Here is a 16,307-nt window from a genome sequence, read left to right on the forward strand (position 1 = left end):
ACAGGAGATCTCGACAGCCCTCCAGACGGAGACGAGAAGGGGAGCCGCAGCGGTCGAGAGAGATTGTGTGATACGCAGCTAGATGACGGGGCTTGCAACCTGTCGTGAAGTAGGGCTGTCTTGATGAAGGCGGCGCACCCGATCGAGAAACGCGCTTCTGTCGAAGAATGTCGGAGGCGGCTGCTCCGCGTCGATGTTCGGCAAGACGAACGCCTGGATGTTGACGATCGGAAGACGACAGATGTCGCGTACTTCGCCGATCTTCGCCGTGATCGTGACAATCACATCGCATTCCGACAGTTGGAGCGCGCGTTCAAGATCGGATATGTCTTTGGCGCTTGTGACGTCGAAGTGTGCGATGCGCAGAGCTTCGCATGCGAGCTGCAGACCACGCTGATCCGGCATATAGACAAGAACGCGCGGGAGAGGGCTATTTACGGTCATTGATGATTTTCCTGATACGAGCGTCGCCCACATTAGGAGTCCATGTTCAAAGGTGGATTTCGTTATATTAAGTGTTGTTTCTACGGACTTCGGCTGGTCGTGCAAAAAGGGGCAGGTACTGAACCTCCTCGTGAGGTCGGGCCGCAGCCGCAGGTCCCAAGATTGCGCAACGTCCCCACCCCGGCGAAATCGCGTGGTTTGGGCAGAAATTCTTGTGTTGTGCAGCGTGAGCAGAATTCCGGTTCTCGCCGCGATATAAGCCGGCGCAATCTATTGCGCGACCGCGCGGGTTCCGATCGGCTGCGAATTGGGCTTCCTAAGGTCGGTTTTGTCGGCCGGCAGTGCCTATGTTGCCTGAACTCGCGTTATTTTGATCAGATAGAGCGCCGCCGCCATCCCGGAAACCGTAGCCAACCCGGTAATAAAACTGCCCCGCCGGTGCGTCGTCTTTATAGACGGTGCGACTTGTCAATGGGCCGAGACTATCGAACCAGTCAGAGAGCCAATCTGCGGGCAAGCTGTCCTCCTTGAAACCGTACATGATCACGGTGCTTCCATCGGCAACAGGTTCTTTACGCCAGAACTTGAACATCAGTCCGAGCCCACCGAAAAGGTTCTGGCTGGTGATGTCGTCCAGTGACGTGCGCCCTTTGCTATAAAAGGCGAGCTCGCTCGCGATGTTGTACTTGTCCATGCCGACGAGCACCGGCCGCGACCGGGTTTGTGCTACCACTCTCGCCTTGATTTCTTCGGCCGCCGATGTGAATTCCTCCCATGCCACTGGAAGTCCGCGAATGCCGTTGCCGTAGCCTACGAAGGGCAGGCCGAGCGCCACGTAGTGGAGCAATGCGGCGAAGAATAGCACATTGCAAATCATGAGGGTTTTAACCGCGGTCAGGAATCGTGGCATCGCCCCGGTTGAAATCGCGGTATCGACGACCTTCGCCATTACTGGCACCATTGCAAGCCAGACCGGCCCAGTCCAGTTCAACTTGACGCTATGAAACAGGCTGAAGAAGATAAAGACGATCAGAGGCACGAACGTGAAGACAGCGGCAAAAATCTCCTGTCCATGCGTGGTGGCTTGGTCGTGAGTCCGGCGGAACCTCTGGATTGCTTTCCCGAGGAGAAGAAGGCCCAGCGGCCCGAGCAAGATCGCAATAAACAGCAACAGTGTGTGTGTGGAAAAGACCGTGTCGGCGAAGCTCCACCGAGCGCTTCCCTGAAATTCGAAGGAAGCCCACTCGTGCGTTGCGTTCCAGCCGATGACCGGAGCAAAGAGAACGGCGGCAACAACAGCGCCGAGATAGGGCCAGCAGCTTGTGAGCCATTTGCGGGATGCCGGATGGAGGAGCAAAAACACAAGTGTGGCGGGCGCCAGCAGTGCAATTGTGTATTTAGAGAGCATTCCAAGTCCGATGCAGATGCCGACGCCGAGCCAAGCCATTGCGCGGTTATAGAAGACGGCGCGCACGAGGAAATACAAGGCGCCCGCCCAGGCCGCGGTCAACGGTGCATCCGGAGTGGTAACGGATCCGATCGCAAAGAAGAAAGGCAGTGTCGACAGCAGCAGAATCGACAGAAACGCTGCCATCTGGCCGAAAAGCCCGTCGGTCAGCCGGAATATGAAATAGGCGGTTATCGCCCAGCACAACGTTGCGCCGATGCGTACGCCGAATTCGTTGTCGCCGAAGACTGTCGTCCCGATCCAGATAAGCCAGGCCACCATCGGCGGATGATCGAGATACCCCCAGGCCGGATGTTGGGAGTAGTTCCAGTAGTAAGCTTCCTGCGGCAGGACATCGACATCGCCGATGTAAGCAATACGCAAGAGCATGACATAGCAAACGAGCGCGATCGTTGCCATTTTCCAGCCCGTTTTGGCCGGCTGTAGCCCGTCGCGCCGAAACACATAGAAATTGGTTCCGATATAGCTGACGATCCCGCCGCAGGTGATGCCAGCTGACACCACAGCGAGCATGGGAAGACCAAGGTCCGATCCTGTGGCGATCGTGCCGCCACGCAGTGCCAGAGCCAAGATGGCGACAACGGCATGGCGCCAAATCTGGTTCCGGCTCTTGGCGCGACCCTGGAACGAAAAGTAGGCATGTCCGAAGTAGTTGCAGGCTGTGGCGATGCAAAAGCCCGAAAGATGCGCAACCATGATGTCGGCGCCGAGCGTCTGTGCGCAAGCGACGACAAGGAGATCGAGAAGAAAGCCCAAAGCGCCCACCAGTGAAAAGCGTGGCATAGCGCTCAGCGAATGGGCTCCTCTGGCAAAGCGCATGAGTTGATTGAGATAGGAGAGGAACTGGGAGCGACCGATTTTCGACTTTCCTGTTTGGCGCTCGGTAAAGGTAATGGGGATTTCGCAGACTTTTAGCGTATCGCCCCCCGCGAAAAGCGCCTCCAGTCCGATCTTGAAGCCTTCAGCACTCGCGCCTGCTTCCAGCAGGCGATGCCGTTGGATCGCAAAAAAGCCGGACAAGGGATCCTTGACATCCGTGAAGGGAGCCGCAAGCGCGGCGCCAAGACGCGAAAGCGCCTTGCGACGGAGAGGCCAGCCCACCGTCGCGCCCCATTGGACATAGCGGCTGCCGATTGCCATGTCATACTGGCCGGATGCCACTTTATCCACCAATTCCTTGATTGACGATGCAGGATGGCTGCTATCGGCGTCGATGACGACGATGATCGAGTGCTCCGCCATGCGGGCCGCCGACAGAACATCGCTGGCCAAATCTCCTGCTCCTGCGTTCTGAAGCAGCCGCACCGGATGCGTGTCCTGCCATTCTCTAACCTTCGCGCAAGTACCGTCCGTCGATCCTCCATCAGTCACGATGATTTCGAAGTTCAAATGGTCGTAGACGCTATCGATGACGTCTGTGAGCATCCGGCCGATGTTGTCGGACTCGTTCAGCGTCGGCAAAATGATGGAAACGGACGGACGGGAAACAATGGCTTGCGGTACAGGGCACCGCGTCTCTTCATACGCTGCGGTTCCCCGCAATGCCGTGACATGCGAAAACATGAATTTCTCCAGGCGGATTGTTCGGTGGCGCATCGGGACCCGGAGGCGCACCAACCTGGAACTAGCGGTTCCCGCGATCGATTGGTTTTAAGTGATGTTAACGTTTGCTCAGATTTGTTGCCCGATGGACGCTGTCATCGGTCGGCGAGATCATCTCCTCTTTGAACCGACCTTTCTTCCAACTCCGTCAGCGAACTAGCGTATGTTCGGTGCCGCCAGTATTCGCGACAACGGTACAAAGCGTGGCAAGTCGTTGAGAATGATGAAGCTTATGCGGTTATCCAACCTATCAGTTGGGATTGCAGCATCCTTATCCATTTATGCACCGGACAGGGAAGTTTGACTGGTCGTGTTGATCCGGCTCACTGTGATCGGAACGAAGGACTGCGGGGACGTGATCCTGTTTCAGCGTCGGCCGGATGAGCTCAGTGCTCAAGTAGGCCGAATTCCCCCAGTGCGGAAATATCTCTTAACAACACAAAATCCTTCCCAAAGTGTTTTGCGGGCACCGTCCGCAAGACGCGACGCGACGCGTTTCCAGCCACCAGGGAGCGAACTTTGTCCATTAACGTGAAAAATACTGGTTTTATATTTGTGTCGACGCTGATCATTCCCCTGGCAGCAAGTGGTGCGGCTCGGGCAGCCGATCCTGAGCCGTATTTCGCGGATGAACAGGGGGCTCCCGGATCCTCCGGTCCGCGTCCCACCGGATTTCTCGGCAGACTCCACGATTGGGACGTCATGATCGGTGCCGGTGCGATCTACGGACCGAAATTCGAGGGATCGAAGGACTATGAGGTGACGCCCGTTCCATTCGTCTCCGCATCGTTCTTCAACGATTATGTGCATCTTGAGCCGTTGGGTGTGAGCGTCGACGTATACAAGGCAGAAAAACTCAAGTTCAGTGTCAAGGGCGGGATGGAATTCGGTCGCGACGAAGACGACGCCGATCATCTGAACGGCTTGGGCGATATTGACAGCGGCGGCTCGCTGGGTGGTGTGATCTCCTATGAGCTCGGGCCGATCGAGCTCAAGGGCGAGGTAAATAAGATCTTCGGCGGCAGCAACGGCGTCACCGGCACGTTTGGAGCCGAGTATTCACATTTCGCGGGTCAGTTCATCTTCTCTGCGGGCGCCTCTGCCACCTGGGCGGATGGCAAGTACATGAAGTCCTACTTCGGTGTGACGCCGTTACAATCGGCACGATCCGGCTTAACGGAGTACGATGCAGGCGCAGGTTTCAAGCGCGTTGATCTGTCCGCGTCGGTTACGTACATGGCTTCTGAGCATTGGTTTATCCGTGGTCAGGCGGAAGTCGGATTTTTGACCGGTGACGCGAGGAAAAGCCCGGTGGTCCAAAAAAGCACCCAGCCCTCTGTCATGATGTTCGTCGGTTACAAGTTCTAGTGCTGCCGACTTGGCAGGAGGTGGTGAGAGTGTTTTCGTTCAGGATTCTATCAAGCCCGTCGGGCAACCCTCGCTTTCTTGTATCTTCAGGGACATTCATCGAGGAACGTTGTTCAAGAGGTGACGCGCGCTCAAGCGCTTCGTCGGGCGCGTAAGTCTCCACTTTCCCGTAGACGTCGTCCGCCTCGCCGTGCATCCTAGCTGCTGCGTGCGAGGGGACGACATGATAGGCTTTCCGTCAGTAGGAACAGAAACGCATGCTTTCCCAGGTTCAGGCGTCGAACATGAATAACACCGCATTCAATTTGGCCGCTCAAGCGCCGACCCGGATCCTGATCGTCGAGGATGACCGCGATATTGCCAGCATGCTGATCGACTTGATGAAGGAGGCAGGCTATGTCGCTGAAGCCGTCGGATCCGCACAGGAGATGGACAGGGTCCTGAGGAAAGGCGAGTTTCAGCTCATTGTCCTCGATGGGATGTTGCCCGGCGAAGATGGCTTTAGCATCTGCCGCCGGATCAGGTCCAACAACACAGTGCCGATCCTGATGTTAACGGCCCTGACCAAGGAAATCGATCGGGTCGTCGGTTTGGAACTCGGTGCTGACGATTATGTCACAAAGCCCTTCAATTCTAGAGAGCTGCTGGCAAGGATTAGAGCGCTCTTGCGGCGTTCGTCCTATTCGACGCAAGTCAAGCCAATCCAGGAGGCTATGACATTTGCCGGCTGGCGGATCGATCCCGTTAGACGCGAATTGACGGACAGCGAAGGCGTTCACGTGTCGCTGACGACGGCTGAATTCGACGTCTTGCTGGTCTTCTGCCAGAACCCGCGACAGGTGATGAACCGCCAGGAGATTCTCGCCCGCACTCACGCGGGTACCGCCGGTCCGGTGGAGCGCAGCATCGACGTTCATGTCAGCCGTGTGAGGCAAAAGATCGAACCCGACTACAAGGAACCGACCTTGATCAAGACAGTCCGACTGGGCGGATACATCTTCACGGCCGAGGTTTCGGTTGTAAAAGAATAGGACGGCTTGCCATCTTTCGGCTTCCTTGGCGGACATGATCGGACGCCACTCCACCGGCGTCCCGTCCGGGTCTGGCTTGCCGCAGGCCCTCAAGGCACTCTCCTGCAACCTTCGTCGGGAAGATGCGTGCCCGCAGTGGCCCAGCATCGCCAACGGACGAAGTTCAGGCGAAAGAGGCGTGATGGCGCCTGCCGGTCTCAGTAACATAACTTAACATCATAAAACCCAATCCAACTCCGATTTCGCATTTATGACTTCAGGCGCGGCCCGATGGGCCGTCGCGAATGGCGTCACGGGCAACCGCAGGTGTCTGAGGCCATGACTGAAAACAGGGGCAACGGATTTGTTAAGAGTGATGGCCATTCTCATGCTCGCCGTCTTAGTCGGCTGCATGGCGCCGGATCGCGTTGCATATACAACGAAGGCCGCAGCCAGTGCCAACATCGAGGGTTTTAGCGACATTCGCATTTATGCCGATACCGGCCAGCAACCGCGCGATGCTCGCGCTTGGCTGTCGGTACCAAAAGATCGGGATGTCAGCTACCTGGTCCTATCGGGAGGGGGTGCCGGCGGCGCTTTTAGCGTCGGCGCTCTGAAAGCCTGGTCGGACAGGAAGGACCGACCCGAATTCGATATCGTCAGCGGTGTCAGTACTGGCGCGCTGATTGCACCGCTGGCTTTTCTAGGACCGGATTACGACGACACACTCGTCGAACTTTATACGAGTGGTATCGCAAAGGAACTAGTGGATGCAGACTTCCTGCCTAAGGGCCTTCTGGGCGCAAGCCTCCTGAAACAGGAGCCGCTACGCAAGATGGTCGAGCGCCACATTACCCCTGACGTCCTTGCAAAGATCGCAGCCGAGCACCGCAGGGGCCGGCGTCTGCTCGTTTTGACGACGAACCTCGATTACCAACGCCCTGTCATCTGGAACATGGGTGCCATCGCTAACAGCGGCCGGCCGGATGCCCTCAAGCTCTTCCAGGACGTCCTCATCGCCTCGGCAAGTATTCCCGGCATTTTCCCGGCGGTGCTGATCAAAGCCCAATCGGGCGTTCAACAATTCGAAGAGATGCATTCCGACGGCGGCTCGTCTTCCCAAATCCTCACGATTCCCGAGGGATGGATGGTCAACCACAAGAACGATACGTGGCCCAATAAATTCAGGCTCAATATGTACGTTATCGTCAACAACGCACTCATGCCGGAATTTTCGACAACGACGAATAACACGCTGGCCGTCATGGCCAGAGCGAGCACGGCGCTGATTAAGTCGCAAACGCGCAGCGCGCTTGCTGCAACCTACGTCTATGCGCAAAGGAACGGCATCCGGTTCCGCGTCGCCTCGATCGACACGCAGATTGCCTACAGCATGACCGATCCCTTCAACACCGACTATATGCGCGCCGTCTACAAGCTCGGATACGAGAAGATGGCACGCGGCAGCTTCTGGAGAGACAAGCCGATTTTTACGGATCTTGCCGCCGCAGAAACCGCTTCGGCGGCACAATGACCCGCTTTTCCCCTTACATTACAGGAGAACGAAATGACCCGTATCCGTACTTGTTTACCAGACTCGCGGCACAATGCAGGTTCGGCTGCAAGAGCGGCCTTAGCCGCCTTGCTTCTATCGAGTGCCGCTGGCTGCGCTGCGGTGCCGCTCGAGGAGGGCAATACGCTCACGTCCTACAGTGGGTTGACGTCGAACAATGGCAAGTTCACCAAAGCGAAACTGAGGGTCGATCCGACCGATCTGGTGCTGACGAAGACCATCTATATTGAGCCGACGTCCGTCTCCCCGAATGCGGCGCAGCAGATCAATAAGGCTTCCGATCAAGCTTTGGTCGCCAATGTCATCAGTCGCGCGCTGTGCGTCGGTGTCAGCGATCGATTTGAAGTGGTCGATCACCGGGAGAACGCAGATGTCATCGTGCATGCCACCATCACCCGCATCGTGCCGACCAACGCCGCTATGGCAGGCGTATCGACCGCGACGTCACTTGGAGCGAATTTTGTGGTCCCGGTTCCCGTGCCGCGGCTGCCATTCGGGCTCGGCGGATTAGCCGTCGAAGCCGAGGCGACGACAAAGGACGGAAAGCAGGTGGGCGCGATGGTATGGGCCAAGGGTGCGAACGCCATCACCACGAGCGCCCGCGTGTCGCAGGTCGGCGATGCCTATTCGCTTGCCTCGAGTTTCGGAGGGGACTTCTCGAAAATGCTTGTTACCGGTAAGACACCATACAAGGGGCTCCCGAAACTGCCGTCGGCACAGAAAATAAAGTTCGGTCTCGGCGGAAGGCCGAAATACCAGGCGTGCGAGCGTTTTGGCCGCTCGCCCGGCGTCAAGGATTTCGCGGCCTCGCAGATAGGACTGCCCCCGTCATGGACCGACAAGCAGCCAAAAGTCGTCGGTCAGTGGACTCCATAATCAGACTGACCTCCTGGTCTGCGTTCCTCTATTCAAATATCCATGCGACATCGGTGGCGGCGGTCTTCTTCGTCGTCACGGATGTCGTATTGAGGCATCTGCAGTCGGTTGGCCACCTAAAAACGTCAGGTCGTCATTCCTCAGCTTGCCTGGGGCTATCTGCGGCGGACTTTGCCTCGTGCAGCATCCAGCCCGGTGACTAAATATGACAGACACGAGAGATTGCGGAAGCCGGTGAGATCGCGATTCTACAAACAGCAGCTCCGATTGCTCAAGAGGGCGCCCTGACCTCCTGACCGGTGTATTCGTGAATGCTAGCAGGCTTGGCGCCTTAATCTCGCGCCGCTCGTTGAAGTCCTGCGCTACGGCCGAACGGACCGTGAATTCTAGTTTCGAGCCCGCAAGATAGTCTGTCGTCTCGTCATGAATTTCTTGGCTATCGCTGAGACGCTCAAACGCCGCTGCGAGATCGTCGCGAACATCCTGGTACTATTTGTCGCTGAGCGACGCGGGGCGGTGTGTTCCGCGTGCAATCGCATTGAACGCTCCGGCTTCCGCCTTCCCGTAGCCATTAGTTCAACGTGTTGTGGCGGCCGGTTGAATCTGCCCAATACGTCTTGATCAAGTATTCGGAGCGACCGCCGAGGCGGGAATCGAGCCTTCCGCCGGAAGCGTCGACGTCTCTCACGACAACGCGCTCGCCGAAACGATCAACGGCCTCTACAAGACTGAAGTCATTCATCGGCGCGGACCATGCGGAGCTTCGAAGCGATGGAATTCGCTACTCTCGAATTGGTGGACTGGTTCAACCATCGGCGACTTCTGAAGCCAATCGGCAACATCCCGCCACCGTAACGTTCCTCCCCAGGATCGACATTGGACGGCTATTGCGTCTGAGGCCCGACACCTAGGTCGAGGCAGGGTTTTCAAAGGTTGTGACCGAGGCGGCTTATTCTGCGGCGCGCATGATCCTGTCGTGGCCTTCCGATGAGCTGTCAGCCCCTCCCTGTTCTGAATTCGTCGGCAGATTCCGGTTTCGTCTGCCCAGGACTAGCCGCTTCAAAAGCACCAGGAAGTCATCGACGAACGTGAAGATGATAGGGATGATCACCAAGCTCAGGATCGTTGAGGTCATCAGGCCGCCGATCACGACGATCGCCATTGGCTGACGAAAGCTCGCGTCTCCGCCGCTCAGGCTGAGAGCGACGGGTAGCATGCCTCCCGTCATGGCGATCGTTGTCATGACGATCGGCCGTGCCCGCTTGTGGCAGGCGTCCACAAGAGCGTTGAAGCGCGAAAAACCGGCGCGCCTCGCCATGATCGCATATTCGACGAGAAGGATCGAGTTCTTGGTCACCACACCCATCAGCATCAGTAGGCCGATCACCACTGGCATCGAGAAGGCAGTTCCCGTCAGCACGAGCGGCAGGAGCGCCCCGCCCAGCGATAGGGGCAGGGCGGCCAGAATAGTCAGTGGCTGCAGGAAGTCGTGGAAGAGCAGGACAAGGACCGCATAGATGCAGAAGACGCCGATTGTCATGGCGACGGTAAAGCTGTCGAACAATTCCGAACTCCGTTCGAGCTCGCCCTGTTCGACAAGCCGGACGCCTTCTGGAAGGTTCCGAAGGGCTGGAAGCGCCTGCGCCTCACGATAGACGTCGCTCAGGATGCGACCGTTGAGCTCCACCGAGAGCATGACATTGCGCGAGCGGTCGAGACGGCTAATTTCCGCCGGTCCACCACCCATGCGGATTTCGGCAACCGAACCAAGATCGACGCTGCCTCGACTTCCGGCAATGCGAAGATTGGCGATATCATCGAGTGACATACGAGTTTGCGGGTCGAAACGAACACGGATCGCGAGCTGTCGCTGTGGCAGGTTCAATTTGGCGAGTGAGGAGGAATAGTCGCCACTTGTCGCCACGCGAACGGCCTCCGAAATTGCTTCCGGCGTCACCCCAAGGGCGGCAGCATGATCCAGATCTGGAATGATTTGGATTTCGGGGGCCTGCAAAGATGCGCTCGACGTGACCGCGCCGACTCCATGCAGGCTTCGCAATTGCTCCTCGAGCGCGGACGCTCCCTTGCCGAGAGCGTTGGCATCGTCGCTGGCAAGCGTGATGTCGAGCCTCGTACCGTTCCCCCCCGAACCCACCGCAATCCGTGCTCCGGGCAGAACGGCAAGAGCCTGGCGAATATTGTTTTCGACATCCTGCTGGGAGCGGCTGCGGTCGTCGATCCTCTTGAGGTTGACGACAAGCGACGCTGCTGCTGTATCGGCCGTCGTACTCGCTTCCAGAAGATCGCCCGACGAGATGGTTCCGATTGAACTGAAGACTTGCGTGACTTCCGGCAGGTCCGAAATCATATCGGCAGCTCGCTGCGTGGTTTTTTCCGTCTGCTCGATGGTCGTTCCGGGTTGCATGGTGATGGTGACCTGCGCTTGGGCGTCGTCCGACGCTGGCAAGAACCCGGAACTCAACATCGGGATTGCCGCCGCCGACAAGCCCAGAAAGGCAAGGACACCGATTATGGTCAGCACGCGGTGACGCAGGCAAGTCTTGACGAAGGTCATATAGATTCGCATGATGCAGCCATCCCTAACCTCCACCGGATGGGCTTCCATCGTGTAGGAAGCCATCATTGGCGTTAACAGACGCGCCACGACCAGTGAGGCGAGAACTGCGACGGACGCAGTCACGCCGAACTGGCGGAAGATCAGGCCCGGTATGCCCATCATGAAGGCTGTCGGCAGGAAGACGGCAACGAGCGTCAACGTCGTGGCGATGACGGCAAGGCCGATCTCGTCGGCCGCCTCCAGAGCCGCCTGGCGCGCCGATTTGCCCATTTGCATGTGACGCGCGATATTCTCGATCTCGACGATAGCATCGTCGACAAGGATGCCGACGACCAGGGAAATCGCAAGCAATGTGACCGTGTTGAGGCTGAAGTCGGCGAAATACATCACGAGGAATGTCGGAATGACAGACAGTGGCAGCGCGACGGCTGAAAGCAAAGTCGCGCGCCAGTCACGCAGGAAAAGCCAGACCACGACGATCGCGAGGATCGCGCCCTCCAGCAGCATCCGCATCGACCCGTCATAGTTTTCGATGATCGGGCCGACCGTGCTGTAGGCTTCGGTGATTTCGACATCGGGATTGGCTCTTGCAAAATCCTTTGTCGCGGCAGCGATGGCGGTGGCAACGCCCGTGTCGGAATAACCATTGGAGCGTTTGACTTCGATGGCAATCACGCGCTTGCCGTCGAGATAGGCGATCGATGAACGATCGGCATAACTGTCCGTAACGGTTCCGATCTCGTCGAGACGCATCATTGCCCCATTCGGAAGGGGGATTGCGAGCGCTTTGAGTTCCTCCACCGAAGAAACAGCCCCAAGAGTGCGGATCGGTTGTTTGCTGCCACCAATCTCACCCCGCCCTCCCGAGGTGTCGGCCTGCACCGCACCGAGTCGCGACGAAATGGTCGCCGCACTGAGGTTCAGCGAATTCATCAATTGCGGATCAAGATCGACATGGATCTCACGGTCGACACCCCCAATCCGGCTGACTTTGCCAACGCCAGGCACGGCAAGAATCGCCTTCGTCATGTCGTTGTCGACGAACCAGGAAAGCTCCGCCTGGTTCAGCCGTGTGGAGCGCACAGCATATGTCACCAATGCCGTATTTTGAACCGTATCGCGCGTCACGCTGGGCGTCTGCATTGCAGGTGGAAGATCCGCGCTCGCACTATCGACGGCATTGCGTACCTCGTTTAACGCCTGCTCGCCGTCCTTGCCCAATTCGAAAGACACTGAAATCGAAACGTTGCCGTCGGTGATTGTCGTCGAGATGTGCTCGAGGCGGCTCAGCGAGGCAAGTTTGTCTTCGATCTTACGTGCGACTTCGGTCTCAAGTTGAGCCGGTGCAGCGCCTTCGAGTCTGGCGTTGATCTGTACGGTTGGAAGGACCATGTCGGGAAAATTCTGGACCGACAGGCGGTCGAAGGCTACGAGACCGCCAGCCGTCAATAGGATGAACAGAAGGATAGCCGGAACTGGATTTCGGATGGACCATGCGGAGAAGTTCATCATGCACCTCCTTCGATGTGCACGAGCGCGCCGTCCGACAAGAAAACGGCGCCCGTTGTTATGACTTCACTCGAGCGATCGAGGCCGGAGAGAATCTCCACGTCGCCACCATTCCGGCGGCCGGTTTCGACACGCACGCGCCTGGCATGCTTGTCGTTGTCGACGGTAAAGACGTAGCCAATCCCGTCGCGCATAACGAGCGATGTTTCGGGCACAGTAAGGGCGGGCTTGAGTCCGAGTTCGATCCGTCCGGTTGCATAAAGGCCGATCGGCGGATGGGTGACCGGAGGAAGCTGGACATAAACCATTGCCCTGCCTGTATCGCTATTCACGGTGGGCGCGACTAACCTCACCGTTCCCTCGATTTCCCCACCGCCCGGCCCACTGATCGTTGCCGCCAGTCCCTCCTTGACCAAGGGAAGGTAGCGGGCCGAAACTTCCGCCTGCCACTCTACGCGCCGCTGGCGAACCAACCGGAAGAGCTCGGTCCCCGACAAAACGACCGCCCCGAGCTGGGCGCTGCGCGAGGTGATTAGACCGTCATCGACCGCAAGGATCGTGGTCTGTGATAGCTTGATTCTCTGACTTTCCACCATGGCTTCGGCGGACTCGACGCTGGCGATCGCGGTCTGTTCGGTGCTGAGATATTCAATTGTCTTCTCATCCGAAAGCACCCCACTCCCTTTCATCTTGCGCGCCCTATCGGCATTGATCCGGGCTCTCGCAAGGCCTGCCCTGGCGGTTGCCAGCGAAGCTTCCTCTTTGCGCAGATCGGCGCGCACTGAAGCGTCGGAAAGCCTGGCGAGCGGCTGGCCTTTCTGCACCATCGACCCGACATCAACGAGAACCTCTGTGATTTGCAGGCCGCTGACTTCCGCTGCGCTGATCGCCTCATGCCACGGTTTCAGCCACCCGCTGGCCGGAACCGCCTCCTGCCATTGCTGTTCAATCGGTCGCTTGACCGCGACCGTGAGTGCGGCAGCATTGCTCGCTTGGGCTTCCGCCACGCCTTCTTGGCAGACCAACAAGGCGCCTATCGCAGAGACGAGAATTAGGGAGACATGTCGCATCAGTGCGTGATTCCTTTTATGATCTTCGTTGCGCCGGTACGAAAGGGCCGTGTACTGCGCAGTTGCGCCATGGGCAGTGCTTGCAAACCGCAGCAAAGATAATTGTTGTGCGTGTGATCTAGCGGATCGGGACAGTTATGCGGTCAAAGATCAGCAAAGATCGATTAAGTTAGATTAAGAGGCGGCTTTGCCATTGCTGCGCGCTCGCAATGGAGATGACTGGCCTGCGTCACTGTCGGGTTCATTCCTGAGAGCCTGGGCAAGAGCCGGCTGGACGAGGCACGCCGGACGGCGCGCGAACGCCACCAATTTCGAAGACATGAGGCATGAGCCAACGGCGAGAAATGTCCTACAAGAGGGCCTGCACCGGCTGTGGATCCGGCATCTGCCGTGTCGACGGATTAGTGTCCTCAATGGCATTCAAGGTCGCCAAAATCGCGAGGACGGCGGCATGATTGCATTTATAGAGATGAATTGCGCTTGCTTTCTGACCGAAACCAAGCCGGCTCGATGCAAACGACCCAGATGCTGACTAAGAGCAGACTGAGACAGTCCGATCTCCGGGGCCAGGCTGTTGACATCGCATTCGCCGCGAGACAACAACACGCAAATCTGCAGCCGTTTAGAACTGCCAAGCATCCTTAGAAGGCGCGAATGCGGCTGAAACGTCGGGACTTCCTCGTCATATTCCAATATAGCGACCTCTCACCTCAGTTTGCTGCGGCTTATATTAGCGTCTCCATTGTTGAGATCGGTTCGAACATGTTAAGAGATGTTGGACGTGGACTTGGAAGGCACCATCTCAGCCCATCGCGCTTCAATCCTGTCGCATCGGTGGATAGGCATCGACGCCAGCACGGTTTCGACACTTGCGCGGCCGTTGGCCTTAACAAATCAAAATATTACTCCACGTGACAATCACGCCCTCTTTCAGGATGATCGATCAAAGGCTCCCGGCGGCCCCCCTTTGGCGAAGCGACAAAACCTTATGACTTCACTCTAAAGGCGACAATTGACAAGGCCAGTGGGTCCATGCCGCTCGCGGCTTGCTTCCCTAACGTTGCTGCCGCTGTCACCGGTATTGCGCAGAGCCGCCGGCGCATTGGTTCCTTCATGTCGTCATAGGGGTGCCGGCGGCCCAGAGTTTGCTGGCGCGCCCGAAACAATCTCATCGCAGTCGAAAGTCGGACATCCGAGTGCTTGTCCAGAAAGAGGAGTTTAGCGTTTGTTCCCACATCCGCGCGCGAGAACTCGGCGCTTCAGAGTTTCAAGGATGATCGAGGGGTCCGGTGACGAGACATGCACAACAGCGGGTGTCGAGACTAGGCAAGCCTTGCGCTTCAACATACGACGTGTCCGCCGCGTGACAGGTTTGATTGCCCTTTGGCCGATCGCCGCAGGTTTCTCAGTCGGCGCCCTGGCATTTGCGCCTTTCGGTAACGACGTGCCCAACCGACCTGTCCACGAAGCGATTACCGACCGAACTCACACCTATCGCCAGCTGGCTCTCTTCGGATTGATCCTCGAGCAAGTACGTGCGCAGTATGTTACTGCGCCGTCGGAGCCGGATCTTATACGGGCGGCCACCGAAGGCATGTTCTTGGCCCTTGACGTGCACTCCTCCTATCTCCCTCCCGCTCGGTTCGCGGATCTGCTTCGCCAGGATTCGGGTCAGTTTGGCGGGGTTGGGATCGAGGCGGAGGTCAACAATGGGATCGTGAAGGTCATCGCATCCGTCGACGACAGCCCGGCCGAGCGCGCCGGTATTATGGCAGGCGATCTTGTCGTCGAGGTCGATGGCCGATCGACGGTCGGCAAGACCATGGATGAGATTGGTGCCATGTTTCTTGGTGCAGTGGGCAGTGACGTCGAAATTACCATCGTGCGCGATACGGTCGCCAACCCGATCCAGTTCAGCCTTAAGCGCGAAACGATCAAGTTGGGTGCCCCTCGCTTGAGTTTCGAGCGGACCGTCCCGGTCGTCCGGCTATCGTCCTTTTCAGATCGATCCTCTCGAGAGCTGGCGAAGCTCATCCGGTCGCTTGTTGCAGATGCCAAACCCGCCGGCGTGATCCTTGATCTGCGCAGCAACATCGGCGGGCCGCTTGAACAGGCCGCGCAAATCGCGGACGCTTTTCTCGCGGGCGGTGCAATCTTCTACACGCGCGGACGGGGCGAGGGTCGGATCCGGCGCTATGATGCTGTGCCCGACGACATCGATGCACTGCTTGCGTCGGTGCCGGTTATTGTCCTCGTCAATGGCGGAACCGCCTCTGCTGCTGAAGTTGTCTCGGGCGCACTCCAGGACCACCGCCGCGCGACGTTGGTTGGTACGAGGACGTTCGGTAAAGGCGTCGCTCAAAACGTCATAGTGCTTGGACAAGAAAGCGGGATGACGTTGACCACGGCGCGAATTTACACCCCGTCGAACCGGTCGATCCAGGCGCTGGGCATCATGCCGGATATAGAGATTGTCCAGACCGTTCCCGCAACGTTCAAAGGAAAGGTCAGCATACCCGGAGAGGCGGGGCTTGCGCGGCATTTGCCTGGTGAGCAGGGGGAGGCGACCTTCACATCCTTGATCTACGTACCCGGCAATCACCGCGAGGATAACCAGCTTCAATACGCTGTTGATCTCGTGCTGGGAATTGTGCACCGCGAGGCGTTTCCAGCCGATCCGCAGAGGTTCCACCCTGCGAATAAATGAAAGGTGCGAACCGGTACGCGCATCGGGCGCTTCAAGCATTCGCGAAGTCGCCGGTGAGGTCCCGTCTGCGTAGCGATCGATACGATTGCGAGCAGTTCCGGA

10 protein-coding genes and 1 pseudogene are annotated in these 16,307 nt (G+C 57.9%); 6 read left to right on the plus strand and 5 right to left on the minus strand.

The annotated features are described in order from the left end of the window. Window positions 1-78: 78 nt before the first annotated feature. Window positions 79-444: a hypothetical protein gene (locus tag DQ393_RS30005; protein ID WP_112345346.1), complete on the minus strand. Its 366-nt coding sequence runs from the start codon at window positions 442-444 to the stop codon at window positions 79-81. 316 nt (window positions 445-760) lie between these two features. Continuing rightward, a complete protein-coding gene (locus tag DQ393_RS30010) occupies window positions 761-3,475 on the minus strand; it encodes a glycosyltransferase family 39 protein (protein ID WP_181592443.1) in 2,715 nt (904 codons plus the stop codon). Window positions 3,476-4,033: 558 nt separating this feature from the next. Between DQ393_RS30010 and DQ393_RS30015 the strand changes: the two genes are divergently transcribed. From DQ393_RS30015 to DQ393_RS30035, 5 genes and pseudogenes are all read left to right on the plus strand, one after another. Next, window positions 4,034-4,882 (plus strand): MipA/OmpV family protein, encoded by an 849-nt coding sequence (locus DQ393_RS30015; protein ID WP_245430503.1) that lies wholly within the window; start codon window positions 4,034-4,036, stop codon window positions 4,880-4,882. A gap of 284 nt (window positions 4,883-5,166) precedes the next feature. Then, window positions 5,167-5,913: a response regulator gene (locus tag DQ393_RS30020; RefSeq protein ID WP_112345385.1), complete on the plus strand. Its 747-nt coding sequence runs from the start codon at window positions 5,167-5,169 to the stop codon at window positions 5,911-5,913. Between the two features lie 355 nt (window positions 5,914-6,268). Next, the gene (locus DQ393_RS30025) at window positions 6,269-7,426 is read left to right on the plus strand and encodes a patatin-like phospholipase family protein (protein WP_112345349.1); all 1,158 of its coding nucleotides are present in this window, start codon (window positions 6,269-6,271) and stop codon (window positions 7,424-7,426) included. A 33-nt stretch (window positions 7,427-7,459) separates the two neighbouring features. Continuing rightward, window positions 7,460-8,341 (plus strand): DUF3313 domain-containing protein, encoded by an 882-nt coding sequence (locus tag DQ393_RS30030; RefSeq protein ID WP_112345350.1) that lies wholly within the window; start codon window positions 7,460-7,462, stop codon window positions 8,339-8,341. Window positions 8,342-8,946: 605 nt separating this feature from the next. After that, window positions 8,947-9,196, plus strand: a pseudogene (locus DQ393_RS30035) (integrase core domain-containing protein); the annotation flags it as partial. Window positions 9,197-9,290: 94 nt separating this feature from the next. Here DQ393_RS30035 and DQ393_RS30040 read toward each other — a convergent pair. The 3 genes from DQ393_RS30040 to DQ393_RS34360 all read right to left on the minus strand — a co-directional run bounded on the left by DQ393_RS30040 (window position 9,291) and on the right by DQ393_RS34360 (window position 14,137). Continuing rightward, window positions 9,291-12,428 (minus strand): efflux RND transporter permease subunit, encoded by a 3,138-nt coding sequence (locus tag DQ393_RS30040; RefSeq protein WP_112345351.1) that lies wholly within the window; start codon window positions 12,426-12,428, stop codon window positions 9,291-9,293. Next, on the minus strand, window positions 12,428-13,498 hold the full coding sequence (locus DQ393_RS30045; RefSeq protein WP_112345352.1) for an efflux RND transporter periplasmic adaptor subunit: 1,071 nt from the start codon (window positions 13,496-13,498) through the stop codon (window positions 12,428-12,430). The genes DQ393_RS30040 and DQ393_RS30045 overlap by 1 nt, the downstream gene beginning before the upstream one ends. A gap of 420 nt (window positions 13,499-13,918) precedes the next feature. Then, window positions 13,919-14,137, minus strand: coding sequence for an ArsR/SmtB family transcription factor (locus tag DQ393_RS34360; RefSeq protein WP_432422046.1), 219 nt, complete (start codon window positions 14,135-14,137; stop codon window positions 13,919-13,921). A 634-nt stretch (window positions 14,138-14,771) separates the two neighbouring features. On the opposite strand from DQ393_RS34360, the gene DQ393_RS30055 reads away from it, so the two are divergent. Then, window positions 14,772-16,205 carry a S41 family peptidase gene (locus DQ393_RS30055; protein WP_112345354.1) on the plus strand — a complete coding sequence of 478 codons (1,434 nt, stop codon included), beginning with the start codon at window positions 14,772-14,774 and terminating at the stop codon, window positions 16,203-16,205. The last annotated feature ends 102 nt before the right edge of the window (window positions 16,206-16,307 follow it).

Source organism: Martinezella tropici (assembly GCF_003287875.1).
GTDB classification, from domain to species: domain Bacteria; phylum Pseudomonadota; class Alphaproteobacteria; order Rhizobiales; family Rhizobiaceae; genus Rhizobium; species Rhizobium tropici_C.